Raw genomic sequence first — 14,766 nt, forward strand, 5'->3', positions numbered from 1 at the left:
AGCGCCTAGCTGTCGCTGATTGGCCAGCGGGACGCGCTGGATCAGCGCGCAGAGCGGACCAGCTGGTTCCCAACAAACCTTGCCGTGTCCCGAATCCTGTTCCATAATACGGTGATTACTCCGTGATTGCCTGGGCCGATACAGGAAATCTGATTACCATGATTACTGGAAGATTATCAGTGGTCTGCGAAAAATTGCCTTCTGAGGTCTGGTACTTTCGTTGTTTCCACTGAACCAGCATCGCGCCACAAGATCAGTGAATCCCGCGAATACACCACGCGCCTTCCGATCTTGGTGAATTCGGGCCCGGTTCCCATCCAGCGATAGGTTTGCAGCGTGCCGACGGTGTTGCCTAGGAAGGCAGCCGCCGCGCGCGCGTCCAGCCATTTGGTGCGGATTGCCTTGCCGAGAACGGGATCGGGTCCAGATTCGAGTTCGTCGGCGGTCGGAGCGATGCTGAGGATGCCAACCTCTGCCGGCTCGGCCGCGTCCGCATCGATATCCGGCAAGATATCGAGATAGTCCGCGATCCGCGTCGCGATACGATCGGCAGCGGAGCGAACAGGGTAATCGGCGAGGTGCGCGTAGCGTTGGGTGGTCTTGGTAGAGCGGTGCCCGAGCAAAGCCCCAATCACCGGAAGGCTGTCGCCGTTGTTGGCGCCCATCGACGCGAAGCTGTGGCGCAGATCATGAATGCGAACATTCTCCAGCTCCGCGCTTTTGCTGAGTCGGCGCCAGACTTTGTCGAGATTGGTGACGTGCGTTCCCTCGCCACGTCCCGGCAACAGGTGAGGGTTTCCCTCGACCTGAGCGAGAGAAGCGACGAGTCGGAGGGCGGGTTCGCCGAGATGCACGACCTTAGCTCCCGTCTTGCTGTCTGGGAGTCGCAGGCACCTATGATAGGTGTCGATCCACTCGCGCTTGAGCTTAAGGATCTCGTTCTTGCGGCATCCTGTCAGGATCAGCAGCCGCACTGCGGCAATCGCATAGGGGTTCTCAACGCCGATCGCCTCGGCAGCCGTCAGCACCCCGCCGAGCCTGACCAACTCCTCGGGGGACAGGAAGCGCTCCAGCTTCTTGCCAGGATATTTTTTCACCTTCATCGCCGGATTCTCCGGACGCAGCCCATCATCGACCGCAAGCGTCAGCGCGGCGGACAAAGTGTTGACGGCGCGGTTGGCGGTGCCCTTGCCGCCGCGCACACGCGATACCGAGCGCGGACCCAGCTTCTCGACCTTCGCCGTCTTGCCTGCGGCGATGTCGCGCATCATGGCCTGGACCTCCGATCGGGTTAGGCGCGTGACTAACGTTTTCCCGAGCAGAGGCTTAATGTGATTCTCGATGTTAGCTTTGGCCTGCTTGATCGAGCCTTCCTTTGCCGTCGCAAGCCCTTCGGTCAGATACCGATCGCAGATGTCCGCTACCGTCAGCGACGCGCGTAGCTCGTCGTCGACCGGGTCTTCGCCATGGGCGACCTTGCCAAGCAGGATTTTGGCTTCCGTCCTTGCGGTTTCGGCGGTCCAAACGCCATGCGATCCGATCGTCTTGCGACGGGTCCGCTCACCAACTCGGTATTGGATGAGGTAGCTGCGCTTTCCCGACGTGAAAACGCGAACGCCGAAGCCCGAAATTTCGTCGTCCCACAGGAAAGCGTCTTTTCCGGAAGCAGATGCGGCCTCGACGACGCGCTTGGTGAGCCTTGCCATATTGCTACTCCACGCTTTTACGCTGCTTTCGCGGAAGCGCCACGGAAGCACGCGGACCGAAAAAGTGGCTAAAAGGAGAGTAGTAGGCTTGCGCAAAAAACGCAAATAAAACTCGCTATTTCTGATAGTTGTAGCGCAATCTACAACTATAGCGAACTATCGGAAAGTATAGTCGATTTTTTGGTAAGGCTGAGGTCGGGAGTTCAATCCTCCCCGGCAGCACCACCGGCCCCGCAATCAGATCGACCCCTCGGTTCGCGATGGGCGCCGTTCGGGACGGCGCCCTTGCGACGGCGAACGGGCCGGCCTCGGCGTCGCGCGACAGGCTCCGTTATTGACGAAGCGCGCGCTGCATCGCACAAAGACGTCATGTTGCGTAGTTCAGCCCTGCTCGTCGCCTTGCTCGCCGGAACCATGGCCAGCGCGCAGGTCGATGCCCCCACCATCGTCGGGAACGGCACCGATGCCGATCATCGCAATGCCGTGGCGCAACTGGCGAACGCCAAGCCTGCCATGGCGCCTCGCGCCATGGTCGTGTCCGAACAGCATCTCGCCAGTCAGGTCGGCGCCGACATTCTGAAGGCGGGCGGCAATGCCGTCGACGCCGCGGTGGCGGTCGGTTATGCCCTGGCGGTGGTGAACCCCTGCTGCGGCAATATCGGTGGCGGCGGATTCATGACGATCCACCTCGCGGATGGGCGCAATCTTTTCCTCGATTTCCGCGAGAAGGCGCCGCTCAAGGCCACGGCGACGATCTTCCAGGATGCGAACGGCAATGTCGTTCCTGGCCTGAGCACCGCCTCCTGGAAGGCGATCGGCACCCCCGGCACCGTCATGGGGCTGAACGAGGCACTGGCCAAATATGGCACGATGCCGCTCAAGACCGTGCTCGCGCCCGCCATCGCGCTGGCCCGAAATGGCTTCGTGCTGGGGCCGGGCGACGTGAAGACGCTCCAGGGCCGCAGCGCGGACTTCGCCAAGGAGCCCAATGTCGCCAAGACCTTCCTGAAGGACGGGCACCCCTACCAGGCCGGCGAGCGGCTGATCCAGCCCGATCTCGCGCGGACGCTGCAGGCGATCGCGAAGGGGGGCAGCGCGGCTTTCTATCATGGCGCACCGGCAAAGGCGGTCGCCGCGGCCAGTGCCGCCAATGGCGGCCTGCTGTCGCGGGCCGATTTCGCGGCCTACACGGCGCAGTGGGACAAGCCGGTCATCTGCGATTATCGCGGCTACGAGGTCGTCGCACCGCCGCCGCCGAGTTCGGGGGGCGCCACGGTCTGCGAGATATTGGAGACGATCGAGGCCTATCCGCTCGCCCAATGGGGCTATGGCTCGCCCGATGCGACCCATGTCATCGTCGAGGCCGAGCGCCATGCCTTTGCCGATCGCAATGCGGCGCTGGGCGATCCGGCGTTCGTCCACAACCCCGTCGACACGCTGATCTCGCCGTCGCACGTCGCCGCGATCCGGGCCGCGATCCAGCCTGATCGCGCCACCCCCTCGACCGAGGTCAAGGGGAGTGCGGCCGATCCGGAGGGGATGCACACCACGCATTTCTCGGTGGTCGACGCCCAGGGCAATGCGGTGGCCGTCACCTACACGCTCAACTTCTTCTTCGGCGTCGGCCATATCGCCGGCGACACCGGCTTCTTCCTCAACGACGAGATGGACGATTTCACCTCCAAGCCCGGCGTGCCGAACGATTTCGGGCTGGTGCAGGGCAGCGCCAACGCGGTCGCCGGCGGCAAGCGGCCGCTCAGCTCGATGTCGCCGACCATCCTGCTGAAGGACGGCAAGCCGTTCCTCGTCACGGGCAGCCCCGGTGGCTCCACGATCATCACCACCGTTGTCCAGAGCATCGTCAATGTCGTCGATTTCGGGATGAACGTGCAGCAGGCCGTCGATGCGCCGCGCTTCCATCACCAATGGCTGCCGGACCTGATCACGGTCGAGCCCGGCTATCTTTCCCCGGAAAGCCAGGCGCGGCTCGAGCAGATGGGCTATCATTTCCGTACCGGTGCGACCTGGGGTGCCGACGAGGCGATCCTCGTTACGGACCCTCACCGCCCGTTGCAGGGCGCGTCTGATCGTCGCCGTTCGGAGGGCGCGGCCAAGGGCCTGTAGCGGGTTCGGGCGGGCGACCGCGCCACCGGAGGGCGCTGTCTCGTGATATATTATCTCACGTCGGCGCATTCCACTTGATCGCAGCGCCCCAAAGTTCCAACCCGTGCCCATCCACAATCCGCTCGCACGAGCATAAGGGGATTTCTTGATGGGAAGTCGGTTTCTTCGCGCCGCCATGTTGCTGGTCGGCACCGGTTCGCTTGCCGCACAGGCGATGGCACAGGTTCCGGCGTCCGCGCGCGCCAATCCGTTTGCCACGCCGAGCACGCTGCCGTTCCAGGCGCCACGCTTCGATCTGATCAAGGACAGCGATTATCAGCCGGCCTTCGAGACGGCGATGGCCCAGCATCTCGTCGAAGTGCAGAAGATCGCCAACAACCCTGCCGCGCCGACCTTCGACAACACCATCGGGGCGCTGGAGAAATCGGGCCGGATGCTCGATCGCGTCAGCCTCGCCTTCTTCGGCGTGGCGCAGGCCAATACCAACGACACGCTCGACAAGGTGCAGGAAGCCGAAGCGCCGAAGCTCTCGCAGCATGGCGATGCGGTCAACCTGAACCCCAAGCTGTTCGCGCGCGTCAAGACGCTGTGGGACAAGCGGGCGGCACTCAAGCTGACCGCCGAACAGACCCAGGTGCTCAAAATCTATTATGACGGCTTCGTCCATGCCGGCGCCCAGCTGTCGGCGGCCGACCAGACCAAGCTGAAGGCACTCAACACCCAGCTCGCCAGCCTGGAGACGAGCTACCAGCAGAAGCTGCTCGCCGCCGCCAAGGCCGGTGGGTTGGTGGTCGACGACAAGGCCAAGCTGGCCGGTCTCGACGACGGCAAGATCGCGGCGGCGGCCAATGACGCCAAGGGCCGTGGACTGGACGGCAAATGGCTGATCCCGCTCCAGAACACGACGCAGCAGCCGAGCCTCGAGGACATGACCGACCGCGCGACCCGCGAGGCGCTCTTCCACAGCAGCATCACGCGCGCCGAGAAGGGCGATGCCAACGATACCCGCCCGGTGATCCAGCAGCTTGCGATGCTGCGCGCGCAGAAGGCGCAGCTGCTCGGCTATCCGAGCTGGGCGGCCTACACGCTCTATGACCAGATGGCGAAGACGCCGCAGGCCGCCGAGGCGTTCATGGAGCAGCTCGGCACCGCGACGGCGCCCGAGCAGAAGCGGGAAGCCGCCGAGCTGCAGGCGCAGATCGACAAGGACGGCGACAAGATCCAGCTCAAGCCCTGGGACTGGGATCATTATGCCGCGCAGGTCCGCCAGGCCAAATATGATCTCGACCAGAACCAGGTGAAGCCCTATTTCGAGCTGCACACCGTGCTGGAGCAGGGCGTGTTCTACGCCGCCAACCAGCTCTATGGCGTGACCTTCAAGCGCCGCACCGACATTCCGGTCTACCAGCCCGACGTGATGGTCTACACCGTCTACGACAAGGACGGCTCCGAGCTCGGCCTGATGTATTTCGATTACTTCAAGCGCGACAACAAGTCGGGCGGTGCCTGGATGTCGAACTTCGTCGGCCAGTCCAAGCTGCTCGGCACCAAGCCGGTGATCTACAACGTCGCCAATTTCCAGAAGCCGGCCGAGGGCCAGCCCGCGCTGATCAGCTCGGACGACGTGACGACGATGTTCCATGAATTCGGCCATGCCCTGCACGGCCTGTTCGCGAACCAGATCTACCCGACCGTCTCGGGCACCAACACCGCGCGCGACTGGGTGGAATTCCCGTCGCAGTTCAACGAGCATTGGGCGCTCGATCCCAAGGTGCTCGCCCACTACGCCAAGAACTACAAGACCGGCGCGCCGATCCCGCAGGCGCTGGTCGACAAGATCAAGAAGGCGGCCAACTTCAACCAGGGCTATGCGCTGGGCGAAGTGATCGCGGCGGCGATGCTCGACATGGACTGGCATTCGCTGCCGGCCTCGGCGCCCAAGCAGGATGTCGACCAGTTCGAGACGGCGGCGCTCGCCAAGACCGGGCTCGACGTTACCGACGTGCCGCCGCGCTACCGGTCGAGCTACTTCCTCCACATCTGGTCGAACGGCTATTCGGCGGGCTATTACGCCTATCTGTGGACCCAGATGCTGGAGCATGACTCCTATCACTGGTTCATGGATCATGGCGGCCTGACCCGCGAAAACGGACAGCGCTTCCGCGACATGATCCTGAGCAAGGGGCACACCGAGGATTACGGCCCGATGTTCAAGGCCTTCTACGGCAAGGATCCGGATGTCGGGCCGATGCTGGAAGAGCACGGCCTCGCGCCGGTCGCCCAGTAAGGGGCAAAGGGGCGGCCCGCTGCGTCTGGAGCGGGCCGTTCGATCACCCGATTGCTGCGCAGCATCGGCTTGTTGTGCATGACACGCGTTTGCGGTCTGCCCAAGCTTGTCTGCCTTTCGGGCATGGCCACGGGCCATGATGTGCCCCGCCACACCGGAAGGCATGGCGGGGACACATGGCAGCAAAATTATGGCATCGACTGACATCGGAGGGAGAGGCGGCATCGCCATCGATCCCTCATGATGCATAATCCCCATTCCGCTTTCACCAGCCCCGCGACCCCGCCGGCTTCCGATCAATCCGTGCTGTTGGTCGGGCGGGTCGGCGGGATCGCCGACGGGTTGCTGCCCAGCCTTCGGGCCTATGGCTATCATGTCGAGCGACGGGATCTGGTCGGCAACATGTCGCAAGGTCTGGCTGGAAGCATGGTCGGCACGCTGATCATCGAGTCCCGCACCGGCGCGGCCGGCCTGCTGCCCTTCATCCGCGATGTCGCGGCTCTCCCGGCCCGGCCGGCGATCATCATCATCGATACCGTGCGGGATGTTGCCGATTGCGTCCTCGCGCTGGAAATGGGCGCGGATGATTATCTCGAATGGCCCTGTCCCCTCCGTGAGCTGATCGCGCGTATCCGTGCGATCGCCCGGAGGCGGGATGGGAGCCAGGCTCGTCCGTCCGCGATCGAGGCGGGGGCGGCCAGCTTCTCTTTCTCGGGTTGGCACCTCGATCGTTCGCAGCGATGGCTGACCGGAGCGGACGGGCGCAGCGCAAGCCTGTCCGCGGCGGAGTTTGCGGTGCTCGATGCCTTGGCAAGCCGGCCCGGCCGGGTGGTCAGCCGTGAAACCCTCCTGCAAAGAACGGCGCATGAGGGCGAACCCGATTCCCGCAATCTTCGCGCGATCGACATCCAGGTCAGCCGGCTGAGGAAGCGGCTGGAGGTCGGCAGCGAGGAAATCATCCGTACCGTCCGGGGCCGGGGCTATATATTGATCCCCGCCGTCACATTCGGTTGAGAAGGAACGGGAGGCGGCGATCGCCTCCCGTCCGCAACCGTCAGAGCTTCACGCCGACATTGACGAAGAAGGTCCGGCCATAGGGGTCGTAGGTGGACGGATAGGTGTTCGCCTGCTCCTGGTTGTCGCCGAGCAGCGGCGGCTGCTTGTTGGCGACGTTGTTGACGCCGAACGTCCAGGTGAAGTGGTCGCCCGCGGCGATCTGCGCGGTCAGGTCGAAATAATTATACGCCTTGATCCGCTCCACCGAATAGGTGGTCGAATCATCGTCGTCATGCACCGGCGACAGATAGCGCCACTGCACCGACAGATCGACCGGCCCGGTCGACCAGGTGGCGCGACCATTGAGTCGCCACTTGGCATAGGGGTTGCCGCAGATCGTGCCGAACCGGCCAGAGCAATGCTCGACCAGATCGGGGATCGAGGTGAGCGGGTTGACGTCGAACTTGAGCAGCCGGGTGCCGCTCAGGCGCAGCGCGAGGTTGCTCTCCTTGGTGCCGAACAGGCCGAAGGCGAAGGGGATCGAGTAATTACCCTCGAAATCGACGCCGCGGGTGTGGAGGCCGCCCGAGTTGACGAGGTTGTTCTGCACCACCGCGGTGTAGCTGTTCTTGTCGCGGCTGATCAGCGAGCAATAGCTGCTGGCATAGGGCGTCCAGCCATTGGCGGCGGTGCCGTAGCACGCCGCCATGATGTTCGAGACGCCGACCGTGGTGATGTAGTTCGAGATGTTGACGCGGTAATAGTCGACGGTCAGCGACAGCCGCCGGATTTCGCGCGGCTGGATCACGAAGCCGGCGGTCAGGGTCCGCGCCTTCTCGGCCTTCAGCGAGCTGTTGCCGCCCGAATAGCCCTCGATCTGGGCATCGCCGCCGTCATAGGCGGTGCCGAGCGCCGAGGTCGGCACGCCGGTGGCGACGCAGGACGCCGCCAGGCTGGCATTGCTGGTCGCCGCTGCGGTGGTGCAGGGATCGCTGGCATCATAATAGCCCTGGGCGCTGCCGGCATAGAGATCGGCGACGGTCGGCGCGCGCACCGCGGTCGAATATTGGCCGCGGAAGCTGATGTCGTGGATCGGCGCATAGACGACGCCGGCCGAGAAGGTGTTCACCGAACCCGCCGACACCGAATAATCGGAGTGGCGATAGGCACCGTTGACCGCGAGCTTGTCGATGAACGGCTTGTCGCCGATCAGCGGCACGTCGAGTTCGAGGAATTCCTCCTTGACGTTGTAGCCGCCCGAAATGCCCTCGCTGGCGTTGAAGCCGACGACGTCGCCGGACGACAGCTCGGCATCGGGATCGTAGCCGCCATGCTCCCGGCGATATTCGACGCCGAAGGCGAGGCCGGCATAGCCGCCGCCGAGGCCGAGATCGAACAGATGGTCGTTGGTGATCGCGCCGCTGGCGACCTCCTCGGTGATGTCCGACACGTTGCGGGTGGTCACCGAGATATACTTCGCCGCCGCCGCGCTGATGTTGCCGGCGCCGAAGATGTCGAGCGGCACGCAGCCGCCGCTCTGATCCGAGCAGACCAGGTTGCCGCTGGAGTCATAGCTGGTGTGCAGCGCCTGGAGGACGCGGCTGTTCGAGACGTTGCCATATTGCGTCTCGACGAAATGGGTGCGCGAATAGCTCACATAGGCGTCGTAGTTCCAGTTGCCGACGATCTGGCCCTTGACCCCGAACAGGCCGCGATAGGAATGCACGTCGTCCGACGAGATGCGGTCGCCGACCTCGTTCAGGCGGCGGTAGATCGCGGCGGAGGTGTAGCCGCTGCCGGTGGTGTCGTAGCTTTGCAGCAGCTGCTGCGTCGCCGACGACAGGAAGGACGAGTCGTTGTCGATCTCGACGGTGCCGGTGTAGGGCGTCGGCGCAAGCTGGTTCTTCACCTGGGTGCGGACATACTGGCCCTCACCGTAGAATTTCAGATGATCGCTGACGTCGAAATGAACCTGCGTGCCGAACATCAGGCGCTTGAGCGGCACCTGGAGATAGTTGGCGGGCGCGTAGTTATAGGCATCGGTCGCGCTGTTGTACGGCGTGTAGCCGCCATCGGCGGTGAACTTGTTGCTCACGCCGTTGATGGTGAAGCGGCCGGCCGGGATCGAGCTCGATCCGCCCGCGGTCAGGCCGCCATTGCCGTCGTCGGTGAGGGTGGTGTCCGAATATTTGCGATCGGACTGGGCGATCGACTTGCGCTTGCTGTAATCGGCGAAGACGGTGACGTTGGCGCGATTGTCCGCGAAATTATGGCCTGCGACGACGCTGCTGTCGAACGTGCCGCCGTCACCGGCGCCGGTCAGGCGATAGCCGGCATCGGCCTGCAGGCCCTCGAAATTCTGCTTCATCACGAAGTTGATGACGCCGCCGATCGCGTCCGATCCATAGACCGCCGACTTGCCGCCGGTGACGACGTCGACCCGCTGGACAAGCGCCGCCGGGATCGTGTTGAGATCGACGATCTGGTTGGTGTCGTAGGAGATGTAGCGATGGCCGTTGACCAGGACGAGCGAACGCTGGGCACCGAGCCCGCGCAGGTCCGCAGTCGACACGCCGCCACCCGGATTGTTCGATGCGGCGGTGCTGCTGGGGATGAATTGCGGCATCTCGTTCAGCACATTCTCGATGCTGGACTGGCCGGACAGGGAGATGTCCTTGGCGGTGATCACCTCGATCGGCGCGGCCTGGGCCAGCGCCGGGTTGGACAGCCGCGAACCGGTGACGACGATCTCGCCGCTGCTGGCGGGGGCTGGCGTCCCAGAGTTGGCCGACGCGGGATTGGCGGGGGCAGCACCGGCGTCCTGGGCCATTGCCGCGCCGGTCGCGCCGATCAACATCGTGGACGTCAGGCATAGACTGCGGAAGGAAAAACGCATCGAAAACTCCCTGAGGATGATCACGGCGGCCGTTGCCTGGCCTGCCACTCAGGGGATGATGGGAAAGATTCGCTGTAATGTTCAACCGATCAATGCGGTGTGGTATTCATTGATTTGTCATAGTGATCGAGAAGATACGTTTATTTTCAAAATCATTTCGTCGGAAATATTTCGTAAAAAGTCTCATGGAAACATGGCGACGTAAAATGTCATTTCCTTTCTATATTAATCGACGAGATTGCAGCGGGAACGTGTGCGAGTTTTTCGGGATTGCGCATGATATAGACGCCGGCGATGCGGCCATCCCGGATTTCGAGGGCGGTGGTCTGCAGGATCTGCCCACGATCGATGCTCGCATAGCCGGGCAGGCCGTCGATCGACATCCGGCTGAGCAGGACAGGCCTGTCCCGATGCTTGCGCGCCAGCCCCGCGAAAAGTCGCAAGGCCTTGGCGATGCCGATGATCGGGTTGAGGAAGGCGAGCACCCGCCCACCGCCGTCCGAATGGATCACGACATCCTCGGCGAGCATCGCGCCCAGCGCGACGATGTCGCCATCGCGCGATGCGGCGAAAAAGGCCTGGGTGATCCGCTCCGCCTCGGCCGCCTCGACCGCAAAACGGGGGCGTGCGGCCTGGACGTGCCGGCGCGCGCGCACCGCCAGCTGGCGAACCGCGGCGTCGTCGCGGTCGAGCGTGGTGGCGACATCGCTCAACGGGACGCCGAATACATCGTGGAGCAGGAAGGCGGTGCGTTCCAGCGGAGACAGGCGTTCGAGCGCCAGCATCAACGGAAGCGTGATGTCGTCCGTCTGTTCGTCCTCGGTGCTGCCGACCAGCGGATCGGGCAACCACGCCCCGACATAGCGCTCGCGGCGCACCCGCGCGGATCGCATGTGATCGAGGCATAGCCGGGTGACGATCCGCACCAGATAGGCGGACGGGGCATCGATCGGCCCCGCCACGCGAGACCAGCGCAACCACGCATCCTGCACGATATCCTCGGCTTCGGCGATCGAGCCGAGCATCCGATAGGCGAGGCGCAGCAACCGGGGCCGCTGCGCCTCGAAATCGGAATCGGCCCGATCAGGCGGCGGCACGGGCGCGACCGACCGGATGCGCGGCGCGGAAGCCGATCGCCAGCCGGTTCCAGGCGTTGATCGCGCCGATCATCAGGGTGAGCTGCACCTGCTCTTCCTCGCTGAACATGGCGCCGAGCGTGGCATAGTCGGCATCCGGCGCGTGGGTTTCGGCGATCCGGGTCAGTGCCTCCGTCCAGCCGAGGGCGGCGCGCTCGCGATCGCTGTAGAGCGAGGATTCGCGCCAGGCATCGAGCATATAGAGGCGCATCTCGCTTTCGCCCGCCTTGCGCAGGTCAGTCGCATGCATGTGGATGCAATAGGCGCAGCCGTTGATCTGCGAGGCCCTGAGCTTCACCAGTTCCTTGATGTGGGGCTCGATGGCGCTGGAGGCGAAGCTCGCCTCCAGCGCGTACATCGCTTGGATGCTCTCGGGTGCCAGGGTGGCGTAATTCTTCAGGCGCTGGGTCATGGCGGGTCTCCTACGGCGTGCATCATGCACGCTCCCAGACAAGACGCGACGGACAGGGGCGAATGTGACATCGCCCGCAATCTATTTTCCGGCGACGGTCAGCACCGACAGCGCGAGCGTCATGACGCCGGTGCGGATCGTCGGTTCGGGCACGGGGGCGAAGAAGGGCGAATGGTTGACCGGCACCGGCTTGCCCTGCGCCTTGTCGTCCGCAAGCATCCTGGGGTCGTCGCCGCCGACCGCATAGAATACCGACGGTATGCCGGCATCGATGAAGGCGGAATAATCCTCGCTGGCGGTCCAGCCCGGCATGGTGGCGGGAATGACCTGCGCGGCGTCGCCCATCGCGGCGGCTAAGACCGGCGCGACGCGGGCGACCAGCTGGCTGTCGTTGCGGACGGACGCGGTGCCCGCCTTCCAGACGATCGTCGGGGGCGGGGCATCGGACATCATTGCCGAGGCCTTGGCCGTCTCGCTCACCCCGTCGAGCAGCAGCTTGCGGATGTCGGGCGCATAGGAGCGCAGCGTCAGCTGGAGCACGGCCTGGTCCGGGATGATGTTGTCAACCGTGCCGGCGTTGAAGGCGCCGACGGTGACGACGCCGAACTGCTGCGGATCCTTGCGGCGGCTGATCACGGCCTGCACGTCGGTCACGAAGCGCGCGCCCATCACGATCGGATCGATGCTCTTGTCGGGCATCGAGCCATGCGCGCCGCGGCCGTTGAAGGTGATGTCGACGGTGTCGGACGCGGATGTCACCGCGCCGTCCTTGATCGCCACCGTGCCGTAGGCGGTCGGCCCGACATGGGCGGCGAAGCCGTAATCGGGCTTGGGGAAGCGGGTGAAGAGCCCATCCGCGATCATCGCCTTGGCGCCGCCGATCGTCTCCTCCGCCGGCTGGCCGATGAACATCAGCGTGCCGTGCCAGAGATCCTTCGTCGCCAGCAGCGCCTCGGCGGTGCCGACCCACCAGGCCATGTGGCTGTCATGGCCGCAGGCATGATCGACATAGCTGAGCTTGCCGTCGACGGTCTGCTGCGCATGGCTGGCATAGGGCAGGCCGGTCTTCTCCTCCAGCGGCAGGGCGTCCAGTTCGGTGCGGATCATCACGGTCGGGCCGGGGCCGTTGCGGTAGATCGCGACGATGCCGGTCTTGCCGACATGCTCGGTCACCTGAAAGCCGATCTTGCGCATTTCGCCGGCGAGAAGGGCGGCGGTGCGGACTTCCTGGAAGCCGACTTCGGGATGCTGGTGGATATCCTTGTAGAGCGCGTCGAGGTGGGGATAGTCCTTGTCCAGCTCGGCGTTGATCCGCTGCTTCGCGGCGGCGACGTCGAAAGACGCGTTCGGTGCGGCGTTCGTCTGGGCGGCAACCGTCTGGGCGGCGGCCGGCGCCGCGATCGCGGCGGCAAGGAGCAGACAATTTTTCAAGGCGGACCTCCCCTGGCAGGAGGCTTCACTCTATGCCAATCGCCCGTGGGTGCCAGCGTTTAAGCGCATGGCCGCGTCCTTCCGGATCGGGATCCGGCAGGGCGGTCGCCCGGCGGCGCATGAGCGGTGACGCCTTGCCCGGCTGGCATGGCGCTGCTAGGGCAATTGTCTGAGTATTCTAGGCGAGGCATATATGATCAACGGCAGCATCTTCGTCGGCGGGCAGGAACATGGCGGCGGGGCGATCTTCCAGGCGGTCGATCCGGCGACCGGCGCCCAGATCGAACCCGGTTTCGCATCGGCCAGCCCGGCGGACGTCGAGAGCGCCTGCGCCTTGGCAGAGGCGGCGTTCGAGAGCTTCTCGGCGACCACGCTGGAAGAGCGCGCGGCGTTTCTGGAAGCGGTCGCCGATCGCATCCTGGCCGCCAAGGACGCGATCGTGCCGCGTGCCGTGACCGAGACGGGCCTGCCCAAGCCTCGCCTCGAGGGTGAGGTGGGCCGTACCGTCGGCCAGCTCCGCCTGTTCGCCTCGGTGGTGCGCCAGGGCGACTGGCTGGACGCGACGATCGATCCTGCACTGCCCGATCGTCAGCCGCTGCCCCGCGTCGATCTGCGCCGCGCCAATGTCGCGGTCGGCCCGGTGGCGGTGTTCGGCGCCTCCAACTTCCCGCTCGCTTTCTCGGTCGCCGGTGGCGACACCGCCTCGGCATTCGCGGCCGGCTGCCCGGTGGTGGTGAAGGGCCATCCGGCGCATCCGGGGACGGGCGAACTCGTCGCCCGTGCGGTGCGCGAAGCCGTCGCCGCCTGCGGGCTGCATGAGGGCGTCTTCTCCTACCTGCCCGGCCCGTCGATCGAGCTGGGCGGTGCGCTGGTCGCCGATCCGCGGATCAAGGCGGTGGGTTTCACCGGATCGCGCGGTGGTGGCCTCGCGCTCATGAAGATCGCGTCCGAGCGGGCCGAGCCGATCCCCGTCTATGCGGAGATGAGCTCGATCAATCCGGTGATCCTGTTCCCGGCCGCGCTGGAAGCGCGCGGGCAGGCGATCGCCGAGGGCTTCGTCCAGTCGCTGACGATGGGCGCGGGGCAGTTCTGCACCAATCCCGGCCTGCTGATCGGCATCGCGGGCGAGGCGCTCGATCGTTTCGCCGAAGTCGCCGGCAAGGCGCTGGAGTCGAGCCAGCCGGTCACGATGCTCACCCCGGGCATCCACAGCAGCTTCGAGAAGGGCGTCGCGGCGCTCGAATCGCATGAGGCGGTCACGGTCGTGGCGCGCGGTTGCGTCGGTGAAGGCGTGAACCAGGCGCGGGGCGCGCTGTTCACCACCGACGCCGCCAGCTTCCTCGCCGATCCGGTGCTCGGGCATGAGGTGTTCGGCTCCTCCTCGGTGCTGATCCGCTGCAAGGATGTGGCCGAGGTGAAGCAGGTCATCGCCGGCCTCGAAGGCCAGCTGACCGCCACGCTGATGATGGACGAGGCCGATCACGGTCTCGCCGCCGAACTGGTCCAGCCGCTTGCCCGCAAAGCCGGCCGCGTGCTCGCCAATGGCTGGCCGACGGGCGTCGAGGTGAGCCATGCCATGGTCCATGGCGGTCCTTACCCGGCGACTTCCGATGGCCGCACCACCTCGGTGGGTAGCCTTGCCATCGCCCGCTTCCTGCGCCCGGTGTGCTTCCAGAACCTGCCGGACGCGCTGCTGCCGGCGGCGCTGCGCTCGGACAATCCTTGGCAGATTGCCCGCCGGGTCGACGGAACCGTCGTCAAGGCCTGAGATAAGACCG

General features: G+C 64.9%; 10 protein-coding genes. 5 read left to right on the top strand and 5 right to left on the bottom strand.

Annotated features, from left to right (window positions below; genetic code table 11):
* Positions 1-176 precede the first annotated feature (176 nt).
* Entirely contained in the window at positions 177-1,706 is a 1,530-nt protein-coding gene (locus tag PBT88_RS03530; protein ID WP_270077856.1) for a site-specific integrase, read from the bottom strand.
* A gap of 369 nt (positions 1,707-2,075) precedes the next feature.
* On the opposite strand from PBT88_RS03530, the gene ggt reads away from it, so the two are divergent.
* The 3 genes from ggt (at position 2,076) to PBT88_RS03545 (ending at position 7,131) form a co-directional block, all read left to right on the top strand.
* A complete protein-coding gene (gene ggt, locus PBT88_RS03535) occupies positions 2,076-3,830 on the top strand; it encodes a gamma-glutamyltransferase (protein ID WP_270077857.1) in 1,755 nt (584 codons plus the stop codon).
* A gap of 148 nt (positions 3,831-3,978) precedes the next feature.
* A complete protein-coding gene (locus PBT88_RS03540; RefSeq protein ID WP_270077858.1) occupies positions 3,979-6,117 on the top strand; it encodes a M3 family metallopeptidase in 2,139 nt (712 codons plus the stop codon).
* A 240-nt stretch (positions 6,118-6,357) separates the two neighbouring features.
* Positions 6,358-7,131, top strand: a complete 774-nt coding sequence (locus PBT88_RS03545) for a winged helix-turn-helix transcriptional regulator (RefSeq protein WP_270077859.1) — start codon at positions 6,358-6,360, stop codon at positions 7,129-7,131.
* 40 nt (positions 7,132-7,171) lie between these two features.
* Here the strand turns inward: PBT88_RS03545 and PBT88_RS03550 are convergent, their stop codons facing one another.
* Positions 7,172-9,802, bottom strand: coding sequence for a TonB-dependent receptor domain-containing protein (locus PBT88_RS03550; protein ID WP_270077860.1), 2,631 nt, complete (start codon positions 9,800-9,802; stop codon positions 7,172-7,174).
* Between PBT88_RS03550 and PBT88_RS03555 the strand changes: the two genes are divergently transcribed.
* A complete protein-coding gene (locus tag PBT88_RS03555; RefSeq protein WP_270077861.1) occupies positions 9,789-10,214 on the top strand; it encodes a hypothetical protein in 426 nt (141 codons plus the stop codon). The genes PBT88_RS03550 and PBT88_RS03555 overlap by 14 nt on opposite strands.
* Before the next feature lie 4 nt (positions 10,215-10,218).
* On the opposite strand, the gene PBT88_RS03560 is transcribed toward PBT88_RS03555, so the two are convergent.
* From PBT88_RS03560 to PBT88_RS03570, 3 genes are all read right to left on the bottom strand, one after another.
* Entirely contained in the window at positions 10,219-11,106 is an 888-nt protein-coding gene (locus PBT88_RS03560; RefSeq protein WP_270077862.1) for a sigma-70 family RNA polymerase sigma factor, read from the bottom strand.
* On the bottom strand, positions 11,093-11,557 hold the full coding sequence (locus PBT88_RS03565; RefSeq protein WP_270077863.1) for a carboxymuconolactone decarboxylase family protein: 465 nt from the start codon (positions 11,555-11,557) through the stop codon (positions 11,093-11,095). The genes PBT88_RS03560 and PBT88_RS03565 overlap by 14 nt, the downstream gene beginning before the upstream one ends.
* A gap of 81 nt (positions 11,558-11,638) precedes the next feature.
* A complete protein-coding gene (locus PBT88_RS03570) occupies positions 11,639-12,988 on the bottom strand; it encodes an amidohydrolase (protein ID WP_270077864.1) in 1,350 nt (449 codons plus the stop codon).
* Positions 12,989-13,181: 193 nt separating this feature from the next.
* Here PBT88_RS03570 and PBT88_RS03575 point away from each other — a divergent pair, with 193 nt between their 5' ends.
* Positions 13,182-14,756, top strand: a complete 1,575-nt coding sequence (locus tag PBT88_RS03575) for an aldehyde dehydrogenase (NADP(+)) (protein ID WP_270077865.1) — start codon at positions 13,182-13,184, stop codon at positions 14,754-14,756.
* The last annotated feature ends 10 nt before the right edge of the window (positions 14,757-14,766 follow it).

Origin of the sequence: Sphingomonas abietis (assembly GCF_027625475.1) — a bacterium.
In the GTDB taxonomy this organism is placed as follows: Bacteria; Pseudomonadota; Alphaproteobacteria; order Sphingomonadales; family Sphingomonadaceae; genus Solisphingomonas; species Solisphingomonas abietis.